At 35.3% G+C, this 21,430-nt stretch carries 17 protein-coding genes; 12 read left to right on the forward strand and 5 right to left on the reverse strand.

The features are described from left to right. Window positions 1-143 precede the first annotated feature (143 nt). Window positions 144-2,003, reverse strand: coding sequence for an N-acetylmuramoyl-L-alanine amidase (locus KTB61_RS02320; protein ID WP_216696709.1), 1,860 nt, complete (start codon window positions 2,001-2,003; stop codon window positions 144-146). 105 nt (window positions 2,004-2,108) lie between these two features. Further along, the gene (locus KTB61_RS02325) at window positions 2,109-3,530 is read right to left on the reverse strand and encodes an N-acetylmuramoyl-L-alanine amidase (RefSeq protein WP_216696710.1); all 1,422 of its coding nucleotides are present in this window, start codon (window positions 3,528-3,530) and stop codon (window positions 2,109-2,111) included. Window positions 3,531-3,744: 214 nt separating this feature from the next. On the opposite strand from KTB61_RS02325, the gene KTB61_RS02330 reads away from it, so the two are divergent. From KTB61_RS02330 to KTB61_RS02370, 9 genes are all read left to right on the forward strand, one after another. Next, window positions 3,745-4,464, forward strand: a complete 720-nt coding sequence (locus KTB61_RS02330) for an AzlC family ABC transporter permease (RefSeq protein WP_075758886.1) — start codon at window positions 3,745-3,747, stop codon at window positions 4,462-4,464. Further along, window positions 4,451-4,756: an AzlD domain-containing protein gene (locus KTB61_RS02335; RefSeq protein ID WP_075758885.1), complete on the forward strand. Its 306-nt coding sequence runs from the start codon at window positions 4,451-4,453 to the stop codon at window positions 4,754-4,756. The genes KTB61_RS02330 and KTB61_RS02335 overlap by 14 nt, the downstream gene beginning before the upstream one ends. Before the next feature lie 89 nt (window positions 4,757-4,845). After that, complete coding sequence (leuB, locus tag KTB61_RS02340; RefSeq protein WP_075758884.1) at window positions 4,846-5,931, forward strand: 3-isopropylmalate dehydrogenase; 1,086 nt, start codon at window positions 4,846-4,848, stop codon at window positions 5,929-5,931. 76 nt (window positions 5,932-6,007) lie between these two features. Next, window positions 6,008-7,672, forward strand: a complete 1,665-nt coding sequence (ilvD, locus tag KTB61_RS02345) for a dihydroxy-acid dehydratase (RefSeq protein ID WP_075758883.1) — start codon at window positions 6,008-6,010, stop codon at window positions 7,670-7,672. Between the two features lie 15 nt (window positions 7,673-7,687). Next, a complete protein-coding gene (ilvB, locus tag KTB61_RS02350) occupies window positions 7,688-9,379 on the forward strand; it encodes a biosynthetic-type acetolactate synthase large subunit (RefSeq protein WP_075758882.1) in 1,692 nt (563 codons plus the stop codon). Window positions 9,380-9,413: 34 nt separating this feature from the next. Then, window positions 9,414-10,496: a 3-phosphoserine/phosphohydroxythreonine transaminase gene (gene serC, locus KTB61_RS02355; RefSeq protein WP_075758881.1), complete on the forward strand. Its 1,083-nt coding sequence runs from the start codon at window positions 9,414-9,416 to the stop codon at window positions 10,494-10,496. 9 nt (window positions 10,497-10,505) lie between these two features. Beyond that, window positions 10,506-11,666 carry a phosphoglycerate dehydrogenase gene (locus tag KTB61_RS02360; RefSeq protein WP_216696711.1) on the forward strand — a complete coding sequence of 387 codons (1,161 nt, stop codon included), beginning with the start codon at window positions 10,506-10,508 and terminating at the stop codon, window positions 11,664-11,666. Window positions 11,667-11,676: 10 nt separating this feature from the next. Further along, window positions 11,677-12,762, forward strand: a complete 1,086-nt coding sequence (gene asd, locus KTB61_RS02365) for an aspartate-semialdehyde dehydrogenase (RefSeq protein WP_216696712.1) — start codon at window positions 11,677-11,679, stop codon at window positions 12,760-12,762. Between the two features lie 94 nt (window positions 12,763-12,856). Continuing rightward, window positions 12,857-13,711 carry a mechanosensitive ion channel family protein gene (locus KTB61_RS02370; protein WP_216696713.1) on the forward strand — a complete coding sequence of 285 codons (855 nt, stop codon included), beginning with the start codon at window positions 12,857-12,859 and terminating at the stop codon, window positions 13,709-13,711. Between the two features lie 51 nt (window positions 13,712-13,762). Here the strand turns inward: KTB61_RS02370 and KTB61_RS02375 are convergent, their stop codons facing one another. Then, on the reverse strand, window positions 13,763-15,460 hold the full coding sequence (locus KTB61_RS02375) for a hypothetical protein (protein WP_216696714.1): 1,698 nt from the start codon (window positions 15,458-15,460) through the stop codon (window positions 13,763-13,765). 13 nt (window positions 15,461-15,473) lie between these two features. Further along, window positions 15,474-16,856 (reverse strand): argininosuccinate lyase, encoded by a 1,383-nt coding sequence (gene argH, locus KTB61_RS02380; protein WP_075758876.1) that lies wholly within the window; start codon window positions 16,854-16,856, stop codon window positions 15,474-15,476. Between the two features lie 209 nt (window positions 16,857-17,065). On the opposite strand from argH, the gene KTB61_RS02385 reads away from it, so the two are divergent. After that, the gene (locus KTB61_RS02385) at window positions 17,066-17,491 is read left to right on the forward strand and encodes a putative ABC transporter permease (RefSeq protein ID WP_075758875.1); all 426 of its coding nucleotides are present in this window, start codon (window positions 17,066-17,068) and stop codon (window positions 17,489-17,491) included. Window positions 17,492-17,597: 106 nt separating this feature from the next. Here KTB61_RS02385 and KTB61_RS02390 read toward each other — a convergent pair whose 3' ends face one another. Then, complete coding sequence (locus KTB61_RS02390; protein ID WP_075758874.1) at window positions 17,598-18,818, reverse strand: argininosuccinate synthase; 1,221 nt, start codon at window positions 18,816-18,818, stop codon at window positions 17,598-17,600. A 238-nt stretch (window positions 18,819-19,056) separates the two neighbouring features. On the opposite strand from KTB61_RS02390, the gene argC reads away from it, so the two are divergent. Together argC and argJ are read left to right on the forward strand one after the other, a co-directional pair. Beyond that, the gene (gene argC / locus KTB61_RS02395; protein WP_216696715.1) at window positions 19,057-20,097 is read left to right on the forward strand and encodes an N-acetyl-gamma-glutamyl-phosphate reductase; all 1,041 of its coding nucleotides are present in this window, start codon (window positions 19,057-19,059) and stop codon (window positions 20,095-20,097) included. A 99-nt stretch (window positions 20,098-20,196) separates the two neighbouring features. Beyond that, on the forward strand, window positions 20,197-21,423 hold the full coding sequence (gene argJ, locus KTB61_RS02400) for a bifunctional ornithine acetyltransferase/N-acetylglutamate synthase (protein WP_216696716.1): 1,227 nt from the start codon (window positions 20,197-20,199) through the stop codon (window positions 21,421-21,423). Window positions 21,424-21,430 lie beyond the last annotated feature (7 nt).

Consider the following 21,430-nt stretch of genomic DNA (forward strand, 5'->3'; position numbering starts at 1 on the left):
TTGTGAATTATGTTATAGACAATCAAACTATACCGGGTGTTAATCGTTTGTTTTGGTATCTATGGAAGAATTCAACAATTCCGTTATAAACTGTTTTTCATAATTAGATAATTTTCTGTAATAAATCTGGCAGTAAAATATTATTAAAAAGAATGAATGATAGCATTGTAGAGATTGTATCCAATTGTAGATGATCTGGAATTAATGCGGTTAGCTTCTGTACTATTTGTAATAAATCCCATTTCAACCAAAGCAGTGGTCATAGATGGACCATTTAAAACAGCGAGGTCTGTTCGATACTTTAATCCACGGTTGTAAGAGCTGTTGCTGGAGTAACCCATACCATTCAGTGCATATGATTGAACGGTGTTAGCATATGTTTTATAGTTCTTATATAATGTTTCGGTTCCTTTTGCGGAAGCAGAAGCAGAATTAATATGTACACTTAAAAATCGATCAGCCTTTACTTCATTTGCCATGGTATATCGATATGAAAGGCTTGGATACCAGTCAGATAATCTAGTGTAATAAACCTTATATGTAGAATTTCCATCAAAGTATTTTTTTATATTTTGTACAATTTTTAATGTCATGTTTTTCTCGTAATATCCATTTCCGACAGCACCGGAATCAGAGCCGCCATGACCTGCATCTACAACGATTACACGTTGAAACATACTTTTTGGAGCTGCATATTTTACATATATATAGGAAGAAGTTTGTGTGACACTAAATCCTTTAATAGTCGCTGTCTTTAAATTAATATATGTATTGCCACCACTATAAGAAACACTATATGATAGACTGTCTTGAATAGTTCGATTGTTAGTGGCAGAAAAATGAGTTTTATAATTCCCCTGGATAATTAACTGAAGCCGCTTGTTCCAATAATCATCATTTGCTGTTATTTTGGATGCGGATAGTCCTGATGGTTTCTTTATTCGAATAGAATAATTGCTGGATGAAGCTGTTATTTTTGTATAAGGATTTATAATGGAACTTGAACTTGAACTTGAACTTGAACTGGTATTATTACTGGCAGACGAAGCTGTTTTTGAAATAACTCCAGATAAAAGTCTATTATTCCAGCTATAATTTAATCCTAATTTTTTGGAAATAATTTCTCCCGGTACCATTATGTAATTGGTCATGCGGTTATAATAATATACTTTTCTTGGTGCGGCAGGAAGAGAGAAAGCTTTTCCATTTAAATAAGCTGTTTTTTTATCCAATGTCATAGTAATGGTGTTGGATCCTCTTTTAATTGTAATTTTTTTTGTTTTACTTGAATAAGAATATTTTGTTCCTAAGTAAGAATATTTTCCATAAATCCAGTATGCGGAATATAGAGATGTGGATCCATCAAGGAAGCCTGGCATATTCGTAGGAATCACAGTTGAATTATATCGTGCCTGAACTACCTTTTTTTGATAAATTTTTCCAGTACTGCAATATTTGACTTTAATATAGTTTCCAGGATTTACTGAAGATTTAGAGTAAAAATTACCGGTTCGTTTACTGTTTTTCCAATAGTATCCTAATCCCAGATATTTTGCAGAAAATTCTCCAGGAACATAAATATAATTTTTTTTGTTTCTATATGAATAGACTTTTCGTGCAGGTGCAGGAAGGACCTTTTTTACTCCGTTTACATAAGCATATTTGCTGTCTAAAGTGAAGGTAATTGTATTTGATCCACGTTTAAGTATAATCTTCTTATTCTTCGAAGAATAAGAATAAGAAGTACCGAGAGTTTTGGTCTGTTTAAAAATATAATATGCTGAATACATAGATGTGTTAGATTCTATATATCCAGGTGCACGAGTTTTAATTGTTGTTCCAGTCCATGCGGCACCAATGGATTTTTTTTGTTGTTTCTTTCCGGCAATTTTAAGTGTATAAGTATTGCCGGTAACTGCATAGTCATAAGCGGATGCAGAAAGAAAATTGCCTGTTATGAATAGAAAAACAATAAAAATAAATACTGCTTTTTTTGATCGCATATATAATCTCCTTTCTTTTACAAAATTGTATCATAAATGTAATATATTCGCAATAAAAATGAAAAAAAGCCGTATCAAAAGATACGACTTGTCTGAATAATTTATTTAAAAAGAATTACACAATGCCAGATACAATTTGTTTCCAATAATGCTTGTACGAGAATTAATACGGTTGGCTTCTGTGCTGTTTGTGATAAATCCCATTTCTACAAGAGCAGTTGTCATGTTTGGACCATTTAATACAGCAAGATCAGAACGATATTTTAAACCGCGATCAAAAGATCCTTTTTTGGTATATCCCATACCCTGCAATGCATAATCTTGTATATTGGAAGCATAGGTTTTATAAGTTTTATATAGTGTTTCTGTTCCTTTTGCAAAAGGAGAAGCAGAATTAATATGTACACTTAAAAATCGATCAGCTTTTACCTCATTTGCCATCTTATATCTGTAGGAAAGGCTTGGATACCAGTCAGATAACCTGGTGTAATATACTTTATATGTGGAATTGTTATCAAAGTTTTTCTTCATACTTTGTACAATTTTTAATGTCATGTTTTTCTCATAATATCCACTTCCAACAGCACCGGAATCAGAGCCGCCATGCCCGGCATCTACAACAATTACACGTTGAAACATACTTTTTGGAGCCGCATATTTCACATAGATATACGAAGCTGTTTGTGTGATGCTGAATCCTTTAATAGTAGAGGTTTTCAAATCAATATATGTTTTTCCGTTACTGTAAGATACACTGTAAGTAAGGGAATCCTTAATAGTACGATTTGAGGCAGAAGAAAAGTGTGTCTTATAATTTCCGGAAATAATCAGTCTTAATCGTTTATTCCAATAATCATCATCGGATGTTATATTGGAACTGTTCAGTCCAGAAGGCTTTTTTATTCGAATTGAATAATTCGTAGATGAAGCGGTAATCTTAGAGACAGGTACTATTGAATTGGATGATGAAGTACTATTATTTAAATTTGTAGTAGTGTTAGATGAAGTAGTAGTCTTTTTTGTAATTAATCCACATAACAGTCTGTTGTTCCAGGTATAGTTCAGTCCCAGCTTTTTGGAAAGAATTTCACCAGGAACCATGATATAATTTTTTTTCTTTGCCACATAGCGGATTTTACGAGGTGCTGCAGGGAGAGTGAATTTCTTTCCGTTTAATGTAGCAGTTTTACTATTTAGTTTCATGATAATTGTATTGGAGCCGCGTTTTAGAACAACAGAATTATTTTTACTATTATATGTATATTTGGTGCCCAGAGATGTACAACGTCCAAAAATCCAGTATGCAGAATATAATGAAGTAGATCCTTCAATAAAACCAGGCATATTGGTTTTTATAATAGAATTATTATATCTTGCATCAATTGCTTTTTTAGAATAATATTTTTTGTTATGTGTATATTGGATTTTGTAATACTGACCAGCTTTTATAGAAGCAAATGTTTGACAGCAGCTGCTGAACATCATACTGACAGCAAGTCCCATACAAATAATTTTTTTTTTATACATAAAATGTCTCCCCTTTTTATAAATTATAAAAATATTATATTATAATTTTTGTGAGAATTCAACGAAATGAAGATTTTACCAATACTTTCATGAAAAATTGTTTCCATTCTGAAATTAAATGTGGTATTCTATTATATAAGCACGATTTTTAGGGAATTTTGTTAAATTAACTAAACAATCGAGTATTCCTGAATTAAATATCAAGGAGTAAGAAATGAAAGCACATGATGACTTTAAGCAAGGCCTGATTGATGGAATTCCAATAGGTCTTGCATATGTAGCAGTCTCATTTGCATTTGGAATTGCAGGTGTGGCAAAGGGAATTCCAGTATGGGCAGTGACTTTGATTTCGGCAACATGTCTGACGTCAGCCGGACAATTTGCGGCGATTATTTCTATGACTGCAGGGGGATCCCTTGTTGAATTGATTTTGTCCCAGTTTATTATTAATTTAAGATATTCTATTATGTCTATAGCAATAGGACAAAAATTGATTGAGAAAGCTAATATCTGGAATCGCATTTCCATGGCATTTGGAGTAACAGATGAGATTTTTGCTGTTTCCTGTGGACGACCAGGAGAAATCACCCCCAAATATTTTTATGCATTGATGACGATTCCATGGATTAGTTGGACACTTGGTACTTTTCTTGGCGCAACAGCAAGTAGAATTTTACCGGTTGTTATCAGGAATGCATTAGGGATTGCAATATATGGAATGCTGATAGGTATTATAATTCCACCTGCTAAAAAGGATCGAAACATTTTAATTGTAATTATTATTTCCATGGTAATAAGCCTGGCTTTCCATTATGTGAAAGCTTTATCTTTTATTTCCAGTGGATTTTCTATTATCATATGTACTTTGATTGCAGCGACAATTGGAGCAGCAGTTTTTCCGGTAGAACAGGAGGATGATTATGAACATAACTAAATTGCTGGTTTATATTATTGTTACTGCAGTTTCTACTTATTTAATAAGGATGATTCCCTTGGTTGCTATTCAGAAAAAGATTCAAAATCGGTTTTTTCGATCGTTTTTATATTATGTACCATATGCAGTATTAGCTGCTATGATTATGCCGGCGGTGTTTTATGCAACTGGAGATTATAAGTCATCTGTAGTAGGATTTATTGTAGCAATGATATTTGCATATTTTGAAAAGAATATTGTGACAGTGGCATGCGTAAGCTGTATTGCAGCTTTTCTGACACTGGTGTTTTAATTTTATTAGGAAAAACCTTGTTTACATTAAAGTGGACTTAATAATATATAAATTATGCGGAATTATCCGCTTAATATAAGGAGGACAATATGAATTGTAATTTAGCGGTCATTAAAGGTGACGGAATTGGACCAGAAATTGTTACCGAAGCAATGAATGTTTTGGATGCTGTCGGAAAGAAATATGGTCATACATTTTCTTATGAACAGATTTTGATGGGTGGAGCTTCCATTGATGTACATGGTAAGCCATTAACAGAAGAAGCATTGGAAATTGCTAGAAACAGTGATGCAGTGTTAATGGGATCTATTGGTGGAAATACAAGTACCTCTCCATGGTATAAACTTCCGGCTGATTTAAGACCAGAAGCAGGATTGCTTGCACTTCGTAAGGCTTTAGGATTATTTGCAAATATCAGACCTGCATATTTATATGAAGAATTAAAAAAAGCATGTCCTTTACGAGATGAAGTGATTGGTGATGGATTTGATATGGTAATTATGCGAGAACTGACTGGTGGTCTTTATTTTGGAGAAAGGCATACCGAGGAAGTGGATGGCATCAGAGTAGCTACAGATACCCTGACATACAGTGAAGAAGAAATTCGCAGAATTGCAATTAAAGCATTTGATATTGCAAGAAAAAGAAAAAAACATGTAATCAGTGTGGATAAAGCTAATGTTTTGGATTCTTCCAGATTATGGAGAAGTGTTGTTGAAGAAGTTGCAAAAGATTATGAAGATGTTACATATGAACATATGCTGGTAGATAATTGTGCTATGCAGCTTGTAAATAATCCAAAACAGTTTGATGTTATCTTGACAGAAAATATGTTTGGCGATATTTTATCAGATGAAGCAAGTATGATTACAGGTTCTATAGGTATGCTTTCATCTGCAAGTCTTGCTGAAGGTAAATTTGGATTATATGAACCTAGTCATGGCTCAGCACCAGATATTGCAGGACAGGATATAGCCAATCCAATAGCGACAATCTTATCAGCGGCCATGATGCTTCGATATTCTTTTGATCTAGATAAAGAAGCAGAAGAAATTGAAAATGCTGTTAAAGAAGTACTTTCTGATGGATATCGTACAGTGGATATTATGTCAGAAGGTATGAAACAGGTTGGCTGTAAAGAAATGGGTCAGTTAATTATTGAAAAAATCAAATAAATACAGGAGATGGTGATAGAAAATGGAGAGGGAGTTTTTTTCTTCTTTCTGTTTTCCATCACAATAGGAGGTAGTTATGGGTAATACTTACACAGAAGGAGATGCATTTGCACCTCAGAGATCTTTATTTAATGCCTTAGGGTACACAAAAGAAGAAATGAAAAAACCATTGGTTGGGATTGTCAGTTCATACAACGAAATTGTTCCTGGTCATATGAATATTGACAAGATTGTAGAAGCTGTTAAAATGGGTGTAGCAATGGCAGGTGGAACACCAGTTGTTTTCCCGGCAATTGCAGTATGTGATGGAATCGCCATGGGACATGTTGGAATGAAATATTCTCTGGTAACTCGTGATCTGATTGCTGATTCCACAGAATGTATGGCACTTGCACATCAGTTCGATGCACTGGTAATGGTACCAAACTGTGATAAAAATGTTCCGGGGCTTCTTATGGCTGCGGCTCGTGTCAATGTACCTACAGTGTTCGTCAGTGGCGGACCAATGCTCGCGGGACACGTAAAAGGAAAGAAAACAAGCTTATCTAGTATGTTCGAAGCAGTAGGTTCTTATGCAGCAGGAACCATCACAAAAGATGAGCTGGATGAATTTGAAAATAAAACATGTCCAACATGTGGATCTTGTTCTGGGATGTATACAGCCAATTCCATGAACTGTCTGACAGAAGTACTTGGAATGGGACTTCGTGGAAATGGAACAATTCCAGCAGTATATTCTGAAAGAATCCGTCTGGCAAAACATGCAGGTATGAAGGTTATGGAATTGCTTGAAAAGAATATCAGACCAAGAGATATTTTAACAGAAGAAGCATTTGAAAATGCATTAACTGTTGATATGGCACTTGGATGCAGTACAAACAGTATGTTACATCTGCCGGCAATTGCACATGAAGCAGGGATTGATCTTGATCTGGATAAAGCAAATGCAATCAGTGCAAAGACTCCTAATTTATGTCATCTTGCACCTGCAGGACATACTTATATGGAAGATTTAAATGAAGCAGGTGGTGTTTATGCCGTAATGAATGAATTAAATAAAAAGAATCTGCTTCATACAGATCTGATTACAGTAACAGGAAAAACTGTAAAAGAAAACATTGAAGGATGTGTTAACAGAAATCCAGAAATTATTCGTCCTATAGATCATCCATACAGTGAAACTGGTGGAATTGCAGTATTAAAAGGAAATCTGGCACCAGATTCAGGTGTTGTAAAACGTTCTGCTGTTGCACCTGAAATGCTGAAGATGGAAGGACCAGCCAGAGTATTTGACTGTGAAGAAGATGCAATTAAAGCCATTAAAGGTGGAGAAATCCATCCAGGTGACGTCGTAGTTATTCGTTACGAAGGACCAAAGGGTGGACCTGGTATGCGTGAAATGTTAAATCCAACTTCTGCGATTATGGGTATGGGATTAGGTTCCAGTGTTGCTCTTATTACAGATGGACGTTTTTCAGGAGCATCCAGAGGTGCATGTATTGGACATGTTTCTCCAGAGGCAGCAGTAGGAGGACCTATTGCATTAGTTGAAGAAGGAGATATTATTGCAATCGATATTGATGCAAATACATTAAATCTTAAAGTATCAGATGAGGAATTAAAAGAGCGTAAAGAAAAATGGCAGCCACGAACACCAAAGGTTACGACCGGATATTTAGCCAGATATGCATCTTTAGTTACCTCAGGAAATCGTGGTGCAATATTAGAAATCAATAAATAGAAAGAAGGTCAACAAATGAAACAATTGACTGGTGCTCAGATTGTTTTAGAATGTTTAAAGGAGCAGGGAGTTGATACTGTTTTTGGGTATCCTGGTGGTGCTATTTTAAATATTTACGATGAATTATATAAACAGAAAGAGGATTTTACACATATTTTAACTTCCCATGAGCAGGGAGCTTCTCATGCGGCAGACGGATATGCAAGATCAACAGGAAAAGTCGGAGTATGTTTTGCAACTTCTGGTCCTGGAGCCACAAATACAGTAACAGGAATTGCAACAGCGTATATGGATTCAGTACCTATGGTGGTCATTACCTGTAATGTTGGAGTGAGTCTCCTTGGAAAAGACAGCTTTCAGGAAGTGGATATTTCAGGAATAACACTACCTATTACAAAGCACAATTTTATTGTAAAAGATGTACATGACCTGGCAGATACTATTCGAAGAGCTTTTCGTATTGCAGAATCAGGTAGACCAGGACCGGTGTTGATTGATATTCCAAAAGATGTTACAGCGGCTAAAGCAATGTATGAAAAAGTTGTTCCTGCTAAGATCATCAGATCCAGTGAACATATTCGTGAGCTGGATATCCAGACTGCAATTCAGATGATTGAAGAAGCAAAAAAACCTTTTGTTCTTGTTGGTGGTGGTGCGGTTATTTCAGATGCAGCCGATGAAGTTAATGAATTCGTAGAGAAAGTACATTGTCCTGTTTGTGATACACTTATGGGAAAAGGTGCTTTTGATGGAACAAATGCATTATATACTGGAATGATCGGAATGCACGGAACCAAAGCCTCCAATCTTGGAGTGTCGGAAGCAGATCTTCTGATTGCTATTGGTACAAGATTCAGTGATCGTGTTTTAGGAAATCCAAATACATTTGCAAAGAATGCGACAATTTTACAGATTGATATTGATCCGGTTGAAATTAATAAGAATATTATGACAAACGCTTATATTGTGGGCGATATTAAAGCGGTACTGACCGTTATGAATCGACGTCTGACTCAGCAGAATCATAATGCCTGGGTAAAAAAAGTTATGGAGTATAAAGTAAAATATCCATTAACCTATGATAAGGGAAGATTAACTTGTCCTCAGATTATCGAAAAGATTTATGAGAGAACAAAGGGTGACGCTATTATCACAACAGAAGTTGGACAGCATCAGATGTGGGCAGCACAGTTTTTTAAATATGATAAACCTAGAAAATTTTTAACTTCTGGAGGCTTAGGAACCATGGGATATGGTTTAGGCGCCAGTCTTGGAGCTAAAATGGGAAATCCTGACAAGACGGTCATTAATATTGCTGGGGATGGATGTTTCCGAATGAATTTAAATGAACTGGCAACAGCTTCCAGATATAATATTCCAATTATAGAGGTTATTATCAATAATAGTGTACTTGGAATGGTCAGACAATGGCAGGATTTATTCTATGAAGAGCGTTATTCTTATACGACTTTTGAGGATCCTGTTGATTTTGTGAAAGTTTCAGAGGGATTTGGCGTTATTGCTAAAAAAGTTACAAATATGGAAGAATTTGAATATGCATTTGAAGATGCACTGGATGCAGGAAGACCTGTTGTGCTTGATTGTCATATTGATTTAGATGATAAAGTATGGCCAATGGTTAATCCGGGAGGATCTATTGAAGATGCATTTGATAAAGCGGATCTTGAGGAGAGGGAAGCAAATTAATAAATAAGAAGTTTTATAATAAAAGGAGAGAATGATGTCAAGAGTTTATAATTTTTCAGCAGGACCTGCAGTTCTGCCGGAAGAAGTACTGAAAGAAGCAGCAGAAGAAATGTTAGATTATAGAGGATGTGGAATGTCTGTAATGGAAATGAGCCACAGATCTAAAATGTTTGCAGATATTATTGAAACTGCAGAAGCAGATTTGAGAGAACTGATGAATATCCCGGATAATTACAAAGTATTATTCCTTCAGGGAGGAGCTTCTCAGCAATTTTCTGCAATTCCTATGAATCTTATGAAAAACAAAGTTGCAGATTTCATTATTACAGGACAGTGGGCAAAAAAAGCATACCAGGAAGCAAGCAGATACGGAAAAGCTAATATTTTAGCATCATCAGAAGATAAAACATTTTCATATATTCCAGATTGCAGTGATCTTCCTGTTTCAGAAGATGCAGATTATGTATATGTATGTTATAATAATACAATTTATGGAACAAAATACTGGAATCTTCCAAATACAAAAGGAAAAATTCTTGTAGCTGATATGTCTTCCTGCATTTTATCTGAACCAGTGAATGTTGAAGATTTTGGTGTCATTTACTTTGGAGTGCAGAAAAATGTTGGACCAGCCGGAGTTGTTGTATGTATCATTCGTGAAGATCTGATTACAGATGATGTTCTTCCTGGAACACCAACCATGTTAAAATGGAAAACTCAGGCAGATGCTAATTCTTTATATAATACACCTCCATGTTATGGTATTTATATCTGTGGAAAGGTATTTAAATGGCTGAAGGATCAGGGTGGACTGGAAGCAATGCAGAAACGCAATGAAGAAAAAGCAAAAATCTTATATGATTTCCTTGATCAGAGCGAATTATTTAGAGGAACTGTTGAAAAGAAAGATCGTTCTCTGATGAATGTTCCATTTGTAACAGGGGACAAAGATTTAGATGCTAAATTCGTTGCAGAAGCAAAAGAAGCTGGATTTGAAAACCTGAAAGGTCATAGAACAGTTGGTGGAATGCGTGCAAGTATTTACAATGCTATGCCTAAAGAGGGTGTTGAAAAATTAGTTGCATTTATGAAAAAATTTGAAGAAGAGAACAAATAAGGAGAAGTCATGTATACAGTAAAATGTTTAAATCCTATTTCTGAACAGGGATTGGATTTGTTTACAAGTGAGTTTGAAGTTGTTGAAGATTTAAGTGCGGCAGATGCGGTTTTGGTAAGAAGTGCCAAAATGCATGATCTGGAAGTACCAGAAAGTATGATTGCTGTTGCAAGAGCAGGTGCCGGTGTTAATAATATTCCTTTAGAAGAATATGCCGAAAAAGGTATTACTGTATTCAATACACCAGGTGCAAATGCAAATGGTGTAAAGGAATTGGTTGTTGCGGGTCTTTTACTTGCTTCCCGTGATATTATCGGAGGATACAATTGGGTAAAAGAAAATGCAAAAACTGAAGATTTAGGCAAGGTTGTTGAAAAACAGAAAAAAGCTTATGCAGGTAATGAATTAAAAGGTAAGAGTATCGGTGTCATCGGTCTTGGAGCAATTGGTGTATTGGTTGCAAATATTTGTAATCGCCTTGGAATGAAAGTATATGGATATGACCCATATGTATCTGTTCGTTCAGCATGGAGTCTTTCACGCATGGTTAATCATAGCAGCTCTTTAGATGAAATTTTTTCTAAATGTGATTATATTACAATTCATGTTCCTTGTATTGATTCTACAAGAGGAATGATTAACAAGGAAGCAATTTACAAAATGAAAGACGGTGTAAAAATTCTTAATTTTGCCAGAGGAGAACTGGTTGAAGATGAGGCAATGATTGAAGGACTTGCATCAGGTAAAGTCAGCAAGTATGTAACAGACTTCCCAAATGAAACTATCGCAGGGGTAGATGGAGTTATCACAATTCCACATCTTGGAGCGTCTACAGAGGAATCAGAAGATAATTGTGCAGAAATGGCAGTTGATCAGTTAATGAATTATCTGGAAAATGGTAATATTATTAATTCTGTAAATTATCCAAACTGCGATTTAGGCGATAAGGAAGTGGCAGCAAGAATTACAGTTCATCATAAAAATCTTCCAAATATGATTGGTCAGTTGACTGCTATTCTTGCAGGGGAAAACTATAATATTGAAAATATGTTAAATAAATCAAGGGGTGACTGGGCATATTCTATGCTCGATGTTGAGAAAAAGCCTTCAAAAGAAATCATTGAAAAAATGAAGAATATTGATGGTGTAGTTCGTGTGAGAGTATTATAGGAGAGAAAAAATGAGTGAAAAATTACAGGTAGGTATTCTGGGTGCAACAGGAATGGTTGGACAGAGATTCATTGCACTTTTGGAAAATCATCCATGGTTTGAAGTGAAAACATTGGCAGCAAGTCCACGTTCTGCTGGAAAGACATATGAAGAAGCAGTAGGCGGAAGATGGAAAATGGATACTCCAATGCCGGAAGCAGTAAAAAATATTATAGTAAAAAATGTAAATGAAGTTGAGGAAGTTGCATCTTCTGTTGATTTTGTATTTAGTGCAGTTGATATGTCTAAAGAAGAAATTAAAAAAATCGAAGAAGAGTATGCTAAAACAGAAACACCAGTTGTTTCTAACAATAGCGCTCATCGATGGACACCTGATGTTCCAATGGTAGTACCTGAAATCAATCCAGAACATTTTGAAGTTATTGAAAGTCAGAAGAAACGTCTTGGAACAACAAAAGGTTTTGTGGCTGTTAAACCAAATTGTTCTATCCAAAGTTATGCACCTGTACTGACTGCATGGAAAGAATTTGAGCCATATGAAGTTGTTGCAACTACTTATCAGGCAATTTCAGGGGCAGGAAAAACATTTAAAGACTGGCCTGAAATGAATGGAAATATTATTCCATACATTGGAGGAGAAGAAGAAAAAAGTGAACAGGAACCGCTTCGTTTATGGGGACATATTGAAGATGGTGTTATCGTAAAAGCAGAATCTCCAGTTATTACAACACAGTGTATCCGCGTGCCGGTATTAAATGGTCATACAGCAGCTGTATTTGTTAAATTCAGAAAGAAGCCAACAAAAGAGCAGCTGATTGAAAAATTAGTGAACTTTAGCGGTTTACCTCAGGAACTTGATTTACCAAGTGCACCAAAACAGATGATTCAGTATATCGAAGAAGATAATCGTCCACAGGTAACCATGGATGTTGATTATGAAAATGGAATGGGTGTTTCTGTTGGTCGTTTACGCGAAGACACAGTTTATGATTATAAATTTGTAGGATTATCTCACAATACTGTTCGTGGAGCAGCAGGTGGAGCTGTTTTATGTGCTGAAACATTAAAGGCAAAAGGATATATTACGAAAAAATAATTTTTAAATGCAGATGAGAACGGAGATTCTGGAAACGGAAGCTCCGTTTTTTTAACAAATATAAAATACTATAAAACACAAGAGGAGCATAAGAATGTTATTAAAAGCAAATGTAGACTGGAGTCGATTATTGGAAAAATATATTGATGCTGGGTTAGGACTTGCAGGGAAAATTGTTGTAGCATTTTTAATGGTTATCATTGGCTTTAAACTGATTAAACTATTGATAACGATTATAAAAACTACATTAGAAAAAAGTGAAATTGACTATGGAGTGATTTCATTTTCCTGTTCTTTCATAAAAATTGCCTTACGTGCTGTTGTTATTTTTATGGCGGTAGCGCATATGGGTATAGAAGTAAGCTCTTTCATTGCTATTCTGGGTTCTGCTGGTGTTGCAGTTGGTCTGGCATTGCAGGGAAGTCTGTCTAACATTGCAGGAGGCGTTTTGTTACTTGTATTAAAACCATTTCAGGTAGGTGATTATATTGTAGTTGATGGTACCGGATGTGAAGGTGTGGTTGCTGCAATGGATATTTTTTATACGAAATTGAAGACGGTTGATAATCGAGTGATTGTGATTCCTAATGGGACATTAAGTAATTCTAATTTAATCAATAATACCAATCAGGATCGTCGTCTGATTGATCTAACGGTAGGTGTCAGCTATGATACAGATATAAGAAAAGCAAAAGAAATTTTATCTGATATTGTTGAGCAGGAAAAGAAAATCATGGATCAGGAAGGAGTCGATATTTTTGTCAGCAGTTTAGATGACAGTGCAGTTACATTAGGAGTTCGCTGCTGGGTTCCAACGCAGGAATATATATCTGCAAAATGGAGATTAAATGAACAAATTAAATTGCGATTTGATGAGGAAGGAATTGAAATTCCATATCAGAAACTCGATGTGTGTATTAAATCAGAAATAGATTCTATACAAGAGTAAAATGAAAATATGAGAAAAGGCTTATGAAAAAAATATCATAAGCCTTTTTTCTTATTTTCTCTTTTCTATATAATTTTCAATGATAGTTTTTATTTTTTGTGCATACATTAAAATCCAGCTTTGTTTTACATAAATGAAAATACCTGTTACGGCAAGAAATATAAGAGGAATAATAATTTTCAGTAAAGATGTCCAATAGCTGGCAGCACTGCTTCCCTGATAAGATACTTTAAAATGATCTCCGGTTAATTGATACTGGTATAAATCCCGGACAGTTTCGTCAGAATGAATCAGTTCAGATGCCTGCCGGCTGGAAAGGTTCTGTGATATAGTACTTTTTACCTGTTTTTTTGGTGTTACAGATACTTTAACAGATTGCTGATGATTTACAGATACAAATGTATAAGTTCCATGAATTTGTTTATTTCCAGAAGAAAAGGCAATTGTATCTTCAAAATATGTCATATTACCCCGGAAAAAGGAGTTTTTAACAGAAGCATTCATGAAAGAGTCATGAAAAATACTGGAAATATCGTCATTACAATCTTTAACAGTTCCAGATTGTATCATTGAAAGTACCATTTGATCTTCTTTGACTAAGGATACATTAGAAATTGTTTTCCCGGAAAAAGCTTTTTTTAATTTGGATAATTGGCGTTTATTGCTACCTGCATCAAAAGTAAAGGAAATTTTACGACGGATATCTTTTTCGCTTTTCCATACCGTAATAATATTATAATTTATAATCTGCTGTTTTTGTCTGGATGAAAACTGGAGAGTTTTTGTATTCACAGAAGAATCCAGTATTTTCTTTTTATTGAAAGTAAAGGTGACAGGAACTGTTCCAGACTTTTGAACAAAATTGGAAAAGTCCATGGATTCTTTATAATCATAGTCAAAAGAAAAAGGATTACCGGATTTACATTGAACATTATAAGTTCCAGACCATTGTTTTGAATGAAAGATTTCTCTGGTTTTTGCGGCAAGATCCATGAAATTGTCTTCAGAAAACGAAATTATCAATATTTTTCCGTCTTTCCAGTTGGACCATGTTGTATTTTCATTGTCAAAGTAAGATTGAATTTTTCCGGAATTCTGATCTAAAGTTTTTTTGGGAATGTACAATGCAATCTTTCGTGAAAGCTGTCCATTTCTTTTTACTTCGGTATCGATGTGAATGGAAGAAAGTTCAGCATATTGCATTTCATCAATAGAAATTTTATCTTCCGTTTCATAAGTCTTTCCAGAAAATGAAATTGTTGTTTCTTTCAAATTCCACAATTCATCTACAGATTGTTTATCAACATATTTTTTCTCATATAAGGCTGTATAAAGCCATGCCATTAAATCTTTAGATGAAAAATTTTCTTTGTAAATCAATCCTTGTACAAATGGAGAATCACCGTATTGATAGGTAATCTCTGGTGCAAAATTAAGGATTGCTTCTGTTTTTTCTTTATAGTCTTTTAAAGATGAAAACGTCAACGTAAATGTGTAGATTTTCTGACTATCCCTGGAAGATTTTTTATAGCTGAGCTGGGATGGACAGGAATTTTTGATAAGCAGATCTAAATCCTCTTCAGTCCCTTGAAAGAAACGGGTGAAATCATTGGAAGAAAAGGTACAAGACATGATTCTTGTACCTGAAAAATTTTTATTAAGTTTTACTTTGCTTGTAAGTTCTATGCCGCATCCACATAAAAAAGTTAAGGATAGAAGAAATGCTGCAAGAAGACATCTTTTTTTCATAAAGACTCCTTATTTATTTTAAATCAGTCAGATATGTTTCGTTTAGTGCGATAACTTTTTCCATTGCATCATGGCCAGGGGCACCAATGGTATTACGCTTTTCAACACAGGTCTTCATACTGATTGCTTCATAGATATCTTCCTCAAATACCGGACTGATTGCTTTATACTCTATAAGAGGTAATTCGTCCAGAGAAATATTTTTCTCGATACAAAGAAGAACAAGCTGTCCAACGATTCCATGGGCATCACGGAAAGGAACACCATGGTTTACAAGATAGTCGGCAGCATCAGTAGCATTAGTGAAACCGTTTTTCGCACTAGATTCCATATTAGAATAGTTGAAAGTCATGGTTTTCATCATACCATTAAACAGAGAAATACATCCTTTTACTGTATCAATAGCATCGAATGTTAATTCCTTGTCCTCCTGCATATCTTTGTTATAAGCAAGAGGAATACCTTTCATAGTGGTCAGAATTGTAGTTAGAGCACCATAAACTCTGCCGGTTTTTCCACGGACCAGTTCTGCAATGTCAGGATTTTTTTTCTGAGGCATGATACTGCTTCCGGTACTGAACCCATCATCAATGGAAACAAACTGATATTCATTGGAATTCCAGATGATGATTTCTTCACTGAAACGGCTTAAATGCATCATAATGGTAGACAATGCAGAAAGGAGCTCAATAACATAATCACGGTCAGACACAGAATCCATACTGTTTAATGTAGGTCCGTAAAAACCGAGCAGTTGTGCAGTCTGTTCTCTGTCCAGAGGGTAAGTGGTTCCTGCAAGAGCACCAGAACCTAAAGGACAGTAATTCATTCTGTCATAGATATCACACAGGCGGCTGTAATCCCTTTTGAACATTTCCATATAAGCTCCTACATGATGTGCAAGGGTAACAGGCTGTGCTTTCTGAAGATGGGTAAAACCTGGCATAAAAGCATCAATATTTTCTTTCATAATATTATGAAGGGTTACCATCAGATCTTTTACAAGACCTTTGATTTCTACGATTTCATCTCGTGTATACAGTTTCATATCTAGTGCAACCTGGTCGTTACGGCTGCGTCCTGTATGAAGTTTTTTACCTACATCCCCGATACGGTCAATTAAGTTTGCTTCAACAAAACTATGGATATCTTCATATTCGCTGGTGATTTCAACTGCACCTGTCTCAATATCATTTAAAATACTATGTAATCCATCAATGATCTGATCTCGTTCCGCATCTGTAAGAACGCCAACGCTGGCAAGCATTGTTACATGAGCAATACTTCCCTGAATATCCTGTTTATAAAATTTCTGATCAAAAGAGATTGATGCATTAAAGTTGTAAACTAACTGGTCAGTTTCCTTTGTAAAACGACCACCCCATAATTGTGCCATAAATAAAATCCTCTTTTCTGTATATTTATTTTATGATTTACATCATTTTTATGGTTGAAAGAACATCTGAAAAATAAATGTACTTACTTTCACTATTTTACACGAAATAGAAGGTGTTTACCATATTTTTTTGATTTTCTTAAGAATATAAGTAAATGAAAAAGTGCAAAATATAATTTAGTTGGAGAAAATCGGGTATAGGAGAGAAAATGGAAAAAAAACTTGAAATCGAAAAACATGTGATTTTGTTTGCAATTGGTGGAATGGCATATTTCTTTTTGGAAATTTTAGTTAGAGGATATTCACATTACTCGATGTTTCTTTGTGGAGGCGCCTGTTTCCTTTGCTGCGGTCTTTTAAATGAAAATGTAAAAATAGAAATGAGTTTTATTAGTCAGATGGTACTGTCATCCTTGATTATTACAACATTAGAATTTATTACTGGACTAATTGTGAATGTCTGGCTGAAAATGGACATATGGGATTATTCACATCTGCCATATAATTTCATGGGGCAGATATGCCTGCTTTATACTGTATTATGGTTTCTGGTATCAGGTATCGCCATTGTGCTGGATGATTATTTGCGATATAAATTGTTCCAGGAAGAAAAACCTCATTATAAAATCTTATAAACATATGGCACAAATATGGTTTACAATTTATATGATAAGAAAAACCACCAGCGGTCAAAAAATGACTTCTAGTGGTTTTTGCTATTAAAAAAGTTTGAGTTGTTAACTATTTATCTTCCTTTAATGCCTGCATTTTCATTGCACGAACTTTTAATGGAAGTCCGAATAATGTGATAAATCCTTCTGCATCATGATGATCATATAAGTCACCAGTTGTAAAAGATGCGAGAGATTCACTATATAAAGAATATGGAGAAGTAGTACCGGCTTTGATAATGTTACCTTTATACAGTTTGAATTTTACTTCACCAGTTACATATTCCTGTGTTGACTCAACAAAAGCCTGAACTGCTTCACGAAGAGGAGTAAACCATTTACCTTCATAAACGATCTGAGCAAGTTTGTTTGCCATATCTTTTTTTACTTCCATTGTAGCACGATCTAAAACCAGTTCTTCCAGCTGATCATGAGCTTCCATCAGGATGGTTCCACCTGGAGTTTCGTATACACCACGGGATTTCATACCAACAACACGGTTTTCAACGATATCTACGATACCGATACCATGTTTTCCACCTAATTCATTTAATTTACGGATAATATCAGAAACTTTCATTTCTTCACCATTAATAGAAGTAGGTACACCCTTTTCAAAGGTCATGGTTACATATTCACCTTCATCTGGTGCCTTTTCAGGAGAAACTCCTAATACTAATAAATGGTCATAGTCTGGTTCATTTGCAGGATCTTCTAATTCCAGACCTTCATGGCTGATGTGCCATAAGTTACGGTCACGGCTGTAACTCTGATCAGCAGAGAATGGAAGATCGATTCCATGAGCTTTGCAATATTCGATTTCAGATTCACGAGAATCCATATTCCATTTGTCATCTCTCCATGCAGCAATGATTTTTAAATCTGGAGCAAGTGCTTTGATACCTAATTCAAAACGAATCTGGTCATTACCTTTTCCTGTTGCTCCATGGCAGATAGCAGAAGCACCTTCTTTACGTGCAATATCAACCAATGCTTTTGCAATACCTGGACGAGCCATAGAAGTACCAAGTAAATATTTGTTTTCATAGACTGCACCAGCCTGTACACATGGAACAATATAATCATCACAGAATTCATCAGTAATATCAACAATATATAATTTAGAAGCGCCTGAATATTTTGCTCTTTCTTCCAGACCATCTAATTCTTCTTCCTGTCCACAGTCAACACAGCAGCAGATAACTTCATAATCATAATTTTCTTTTAACCATGGAATAATTGCTGTTGTATCAAGTCCGCCTGAATATGCTAAAATAACCTTTTCTTTCATCTTAAATATGTCCTCCTAAATGTGTTATCTAATCACTGATTAATAATATACGTTATATTCTTACGTTTTGCAAGGGGTTTTTTACATTTTCAATGAATATTCACGAAAGAAATATGCATAAAACAAAAAATATATGTATATTTATACAAAAGTGTTGCATATTTTAAAATGGAGTTGTATACTAAATTGCATGACTTTAAATTTACATATAATATAGAAGATGAAAGAGGAGTTTAAGATGATAAAAGCAGGAATTATCGGATCCACAGGATATGCGGGGCAGGAGCTGGTAAGATTATTGACCCAGCATAAAGATGCAGAAGTTGTCTGGTATGGATCCAGAAGTTACATAGATCAGAAATATTATGATGTTTTTCATAATATGTTCCAGATTGTTGATGATAAATGTCTGGATGATAATATGGATGAACTTGCAGAAAAGGTTGATGTAATATTTACGGCAACACCTCAGGGACTGTGCAGCTCTTTAGTATCAGAAGAAGTGTTATCTAAAGTAAAAATTATTGATTTAAGTGCGGATTTTCGTATAAAAGATGTAAATCGATATGAAGAATGGTATGGAATCAAGCATCAGAGTCCTGAGTTTATAGATGAGGCAGTATATGGCCTTTGTGAAATAAATAGAAAAGATGTGGCTAAAGCTCGATTGATCGCAAACCCTGGATGCTATCCAACATGCTCTACACTGTCAATCTATCCAATGGCAAAAGAAGGATTGATTGATATGAATTCAGTTATTATTGATGCAAAATCAGGTACATCAGGAGCAGGTCGAGGAGCAAAAGTAAATAATCTGTACTGTGAAGTCAATGAAAATATTAAAGCATATGGTGTTGCAACCCATAGACACACACCGGAAATTGAAGATCAGTTAAGCTATGCATCTGGAGAAAAAGTTTTATTAAACTTTACTCCTCATCTTGTACCAATGAATCGTGGAATTCTTGTTACAGCATATGCGACATTAAAGAAAGATGTATCATATGAGGAAGTAAAAGCAATTTACGATTCCTATTATAAAGATGAATATTTCGTAAGAGTACTGGACAAAGATGTCTGCCCTGAAACACGATGGGTAGAAGGCAGTAATTATGTAGATGTAAACTTCAAAATCGATCAGAGAACAAACAGAATCATTATGATGGGAGCTATGGATAATCTTGTGAAAGGTGCGGCAGGACAGGCGGTACAGAATATGAACATTATGTTTGGATTGAAAGAAGCAGAGGGTCTGGAACTGGTACCAATGTTCCCATAGAAATATAATATTTATCAGATCCGATTTGTAAGAATAGTTTGTGTCAAAGAGAAGATAGAATATGAAAGAGGATATGGATAAAGAAAGGAAAAGAAACCTATGAAAGTGATAGAAGGTGGGGTTACTTCCCCGAAGGGATTTCTGGCAGCAGGTCTTCGTGCGGGAATTAAATCTGGAAAAACAAATAAAGATATGGCAATGATTTTTAGTGAACAGCCGGCTGCTATTGCAGGTACCTTTACAAAGAATATCGTAAAAGCGGCACCTGTCTTGTGGGGGCAGAAGATTGTTGCAGAGCAGGAAAACGTAAGAGCGGCTGTGGTAAATACAGGAATCGCAAATGCATGTACCGGAACACAGGGATATGGAAATGTAGAAAAAGAAGCAGAACTGGTTGCGGAACTTCTGAAAATCAAACCAGAGGAAGTTGTTGTTGGATCTACAGGGGTCATTGGTCAGCAACTGCCTATGGAGATCATTGAGGATGGCATCAAGAAGCTGGTTCCAGAGCTAAAGCATGACAGGGAAAGCAGTAAGGATGCTTCCTGGGCTATTCTTACAACAGATACAAAACCGAAAGAAGCAGCAGTTGTTGTTGAGGTTGCAGGAAAAGAAGTGACGATTGCAGGAATGTGTAAAGGATCAGGAATGATTCATCCGAATATGGGTACAATGCTTGGTTTTATTACAACAGATGCGAATATTGAAAAATCACTGCTTTTGGAATTGCAGAGAGAATTGATTGAGGATACTTTTAATATGATTTCCGTAGATGGAGATACATCTACCAATGATACTGTATTTGTTATGGCAAATGGTATGGCTGAAAATGCGAAAATTACAGAGAAAAATGCAGATTATAATGCATTTAAGGAAGGTCTTTTATATGTAAATCAGGCATTGGCCAAGCAGATTGCAGCAGATGGTGAAGGATGTACCAGATTATTTGAAGTTCATGTGGCAGGTGCGGATACAAAAGAAAATGCTAAGATTCTTAGTAAATCTGTGGTCACATCCAGTCTTACAAAAGCAGCTATTTATGGAAAAGATGCCAACTGGGGAAGAATTCTTTGTGCGCTAGGTTATTCAGGAGTTGAATTTGATCCTGAAAAGGTTGATATTACTTTAAAAAGTGAAGCAGGCTCTGTTGATATTGTAAAAGATGGAATAGCCACAGATTATTCTGAGGACTACGCAACAGAAATTCTTTCAGGAGATGTGGTAACAGCAGATATTGATGTACATAATGGAAATAAAGAAGCAACTGCATGGGGATGTGATCTGACACATGATTATGTCAGCATCAATGCAGACTATAGATCATAAAAAGGAG

The sequence above is a fragment of the Anaerostipes faecalis genome (assembly GCF_018982945.1).
In the GTDB taxonomy this organism is placed as follows: Bacteria; Bacillota; Clostridia; order Lachnospirales; family Lachnospiraceae; genus Anaerostipes; species Anaerostipes faecalis.

What these genes read in the sequence shown, in the direction of transcription:
- KTB61_RS02320 (WP_216696709.1), bottom strand. Translation starts at nt 2,003, where the DNA reads ATGCGATCAAAAAAAGCAGTATTTATTTTTATTGTTTTTCTATTCATA.
- KTB61_RS02325 (WP_216696710.1), bottom strand. Translation starts at nt 3,530, where the DNA reads ATGTATAAAAAAAAAATTATTTGTATGGGACTTGCTGTCAGTATGATG.
- KTB61_RS02330 (WP_075758886.1), top strand. Translation starts at nt 3,745, where the DNA reads ATGAAAGCACATGATGACTTTAAGCAAGGCCTGATTGATGGAATTCCA.
- KTB61_RS02335 (WP_075758885.1), top strand. Translation starts at nt 4,451, where the DNA reads ATGAACATAACTAAATTGCTGGTTTATATTATTGTTACTGCAGTTTCT.
- leuB (WP_075758884.1), top strand. Translation starts at nt 4,846, where the DNA reads ATGAATTGTAATTTAGCGGTCATTAAAGGTGACGGAATTGGACCAGAA.
- ilvD (WP_075758883.1), top strand. Translation starts at nt 6,008, where the DNA reads ATGGGTAATACTTACACAGAAGGAGATGCATTTGCACCTCAGAGATCT.
- ilvB (WP_075758882.1), top strand. Translation starts at nt 7,688, where the DNA reads ATGAAACAATTGACTGGTGCTCAGATTGTTTTAGAATGTTTAAAGGAG.
- serC (WP_075758881.1), top strand. Translation starts at nt 9,414, where the DNA reads ATGTCAAGAGTTTATAATTTTTCAGCAGGACCTGCAGTTCTGCCGGAA.
- KTB61_RS02360 (WP_216696711.1), top strand. Translation starts at nt 10,506, where the DNA reads ATGTATACAGTAAAATGTTTAAATCCTATTTCTGAACAGGGATTGGAT.
- asd (WP_216696712.1), top strand. Translation starts at nt 11,677, where the DNA reads ATGAGTGAAAAATTACAGGTAGGTATTCTGGGTGCAACAGGAATGGTT.
- KTB61_RS02370 (WP_216696713.1), top strand. Translation starts at nt 12,857, where the DNA reads ATGTTATTAAAAGCAAATGTAGACTGGAGTCGATTATTGGAAAAATAT.
- KTB61_RS02375 (WP_216696714.1), bottom strand. Translation starts at nt 15,460, where the DNA reads ATGAAAAAAAGATGTCTTCTTGCAGCATTTCTTCTATCCTTAACTTTT.
- argH (WP_075758876.1), bottom strand. Translation starts at nt 16,856, where the DNA reads ATGGCACAATTATGGGGTGGTCGTTTTACAAAGGAAACTGACCAGTTA.
- KTB61_RS02385 (WP_075758875.1), top strand. Translation starts at nt 17,066, where the DNA reads ATGGAAAAAAAACTTGAAATCGAAAAACATGTGATTTTGTTTGCAATT.
- KTB61_RS02390 (WP_075758874.1), bottom strand. Translation starts at nt 18,818, where the DNA reads ATGAAAGAAAAGGTTATTTTAGCATATTCAGGCGGACTTGATACAACA.
- argC (WP_216696715.1), top strand. Translation starts at nt 19,057, where the DNA reads ATGATAAAAGCAGGAATTATCGGATCCACAGGATATGCGGGGCAGGAG.
- argJ (WP_216696716.1), top strand. Translation starts at nt 20,197, where the DNA reads ATGAAAGTGATAGAAGGTGGGGTTACTTCCCCGAAGGGATTTCTGGCA.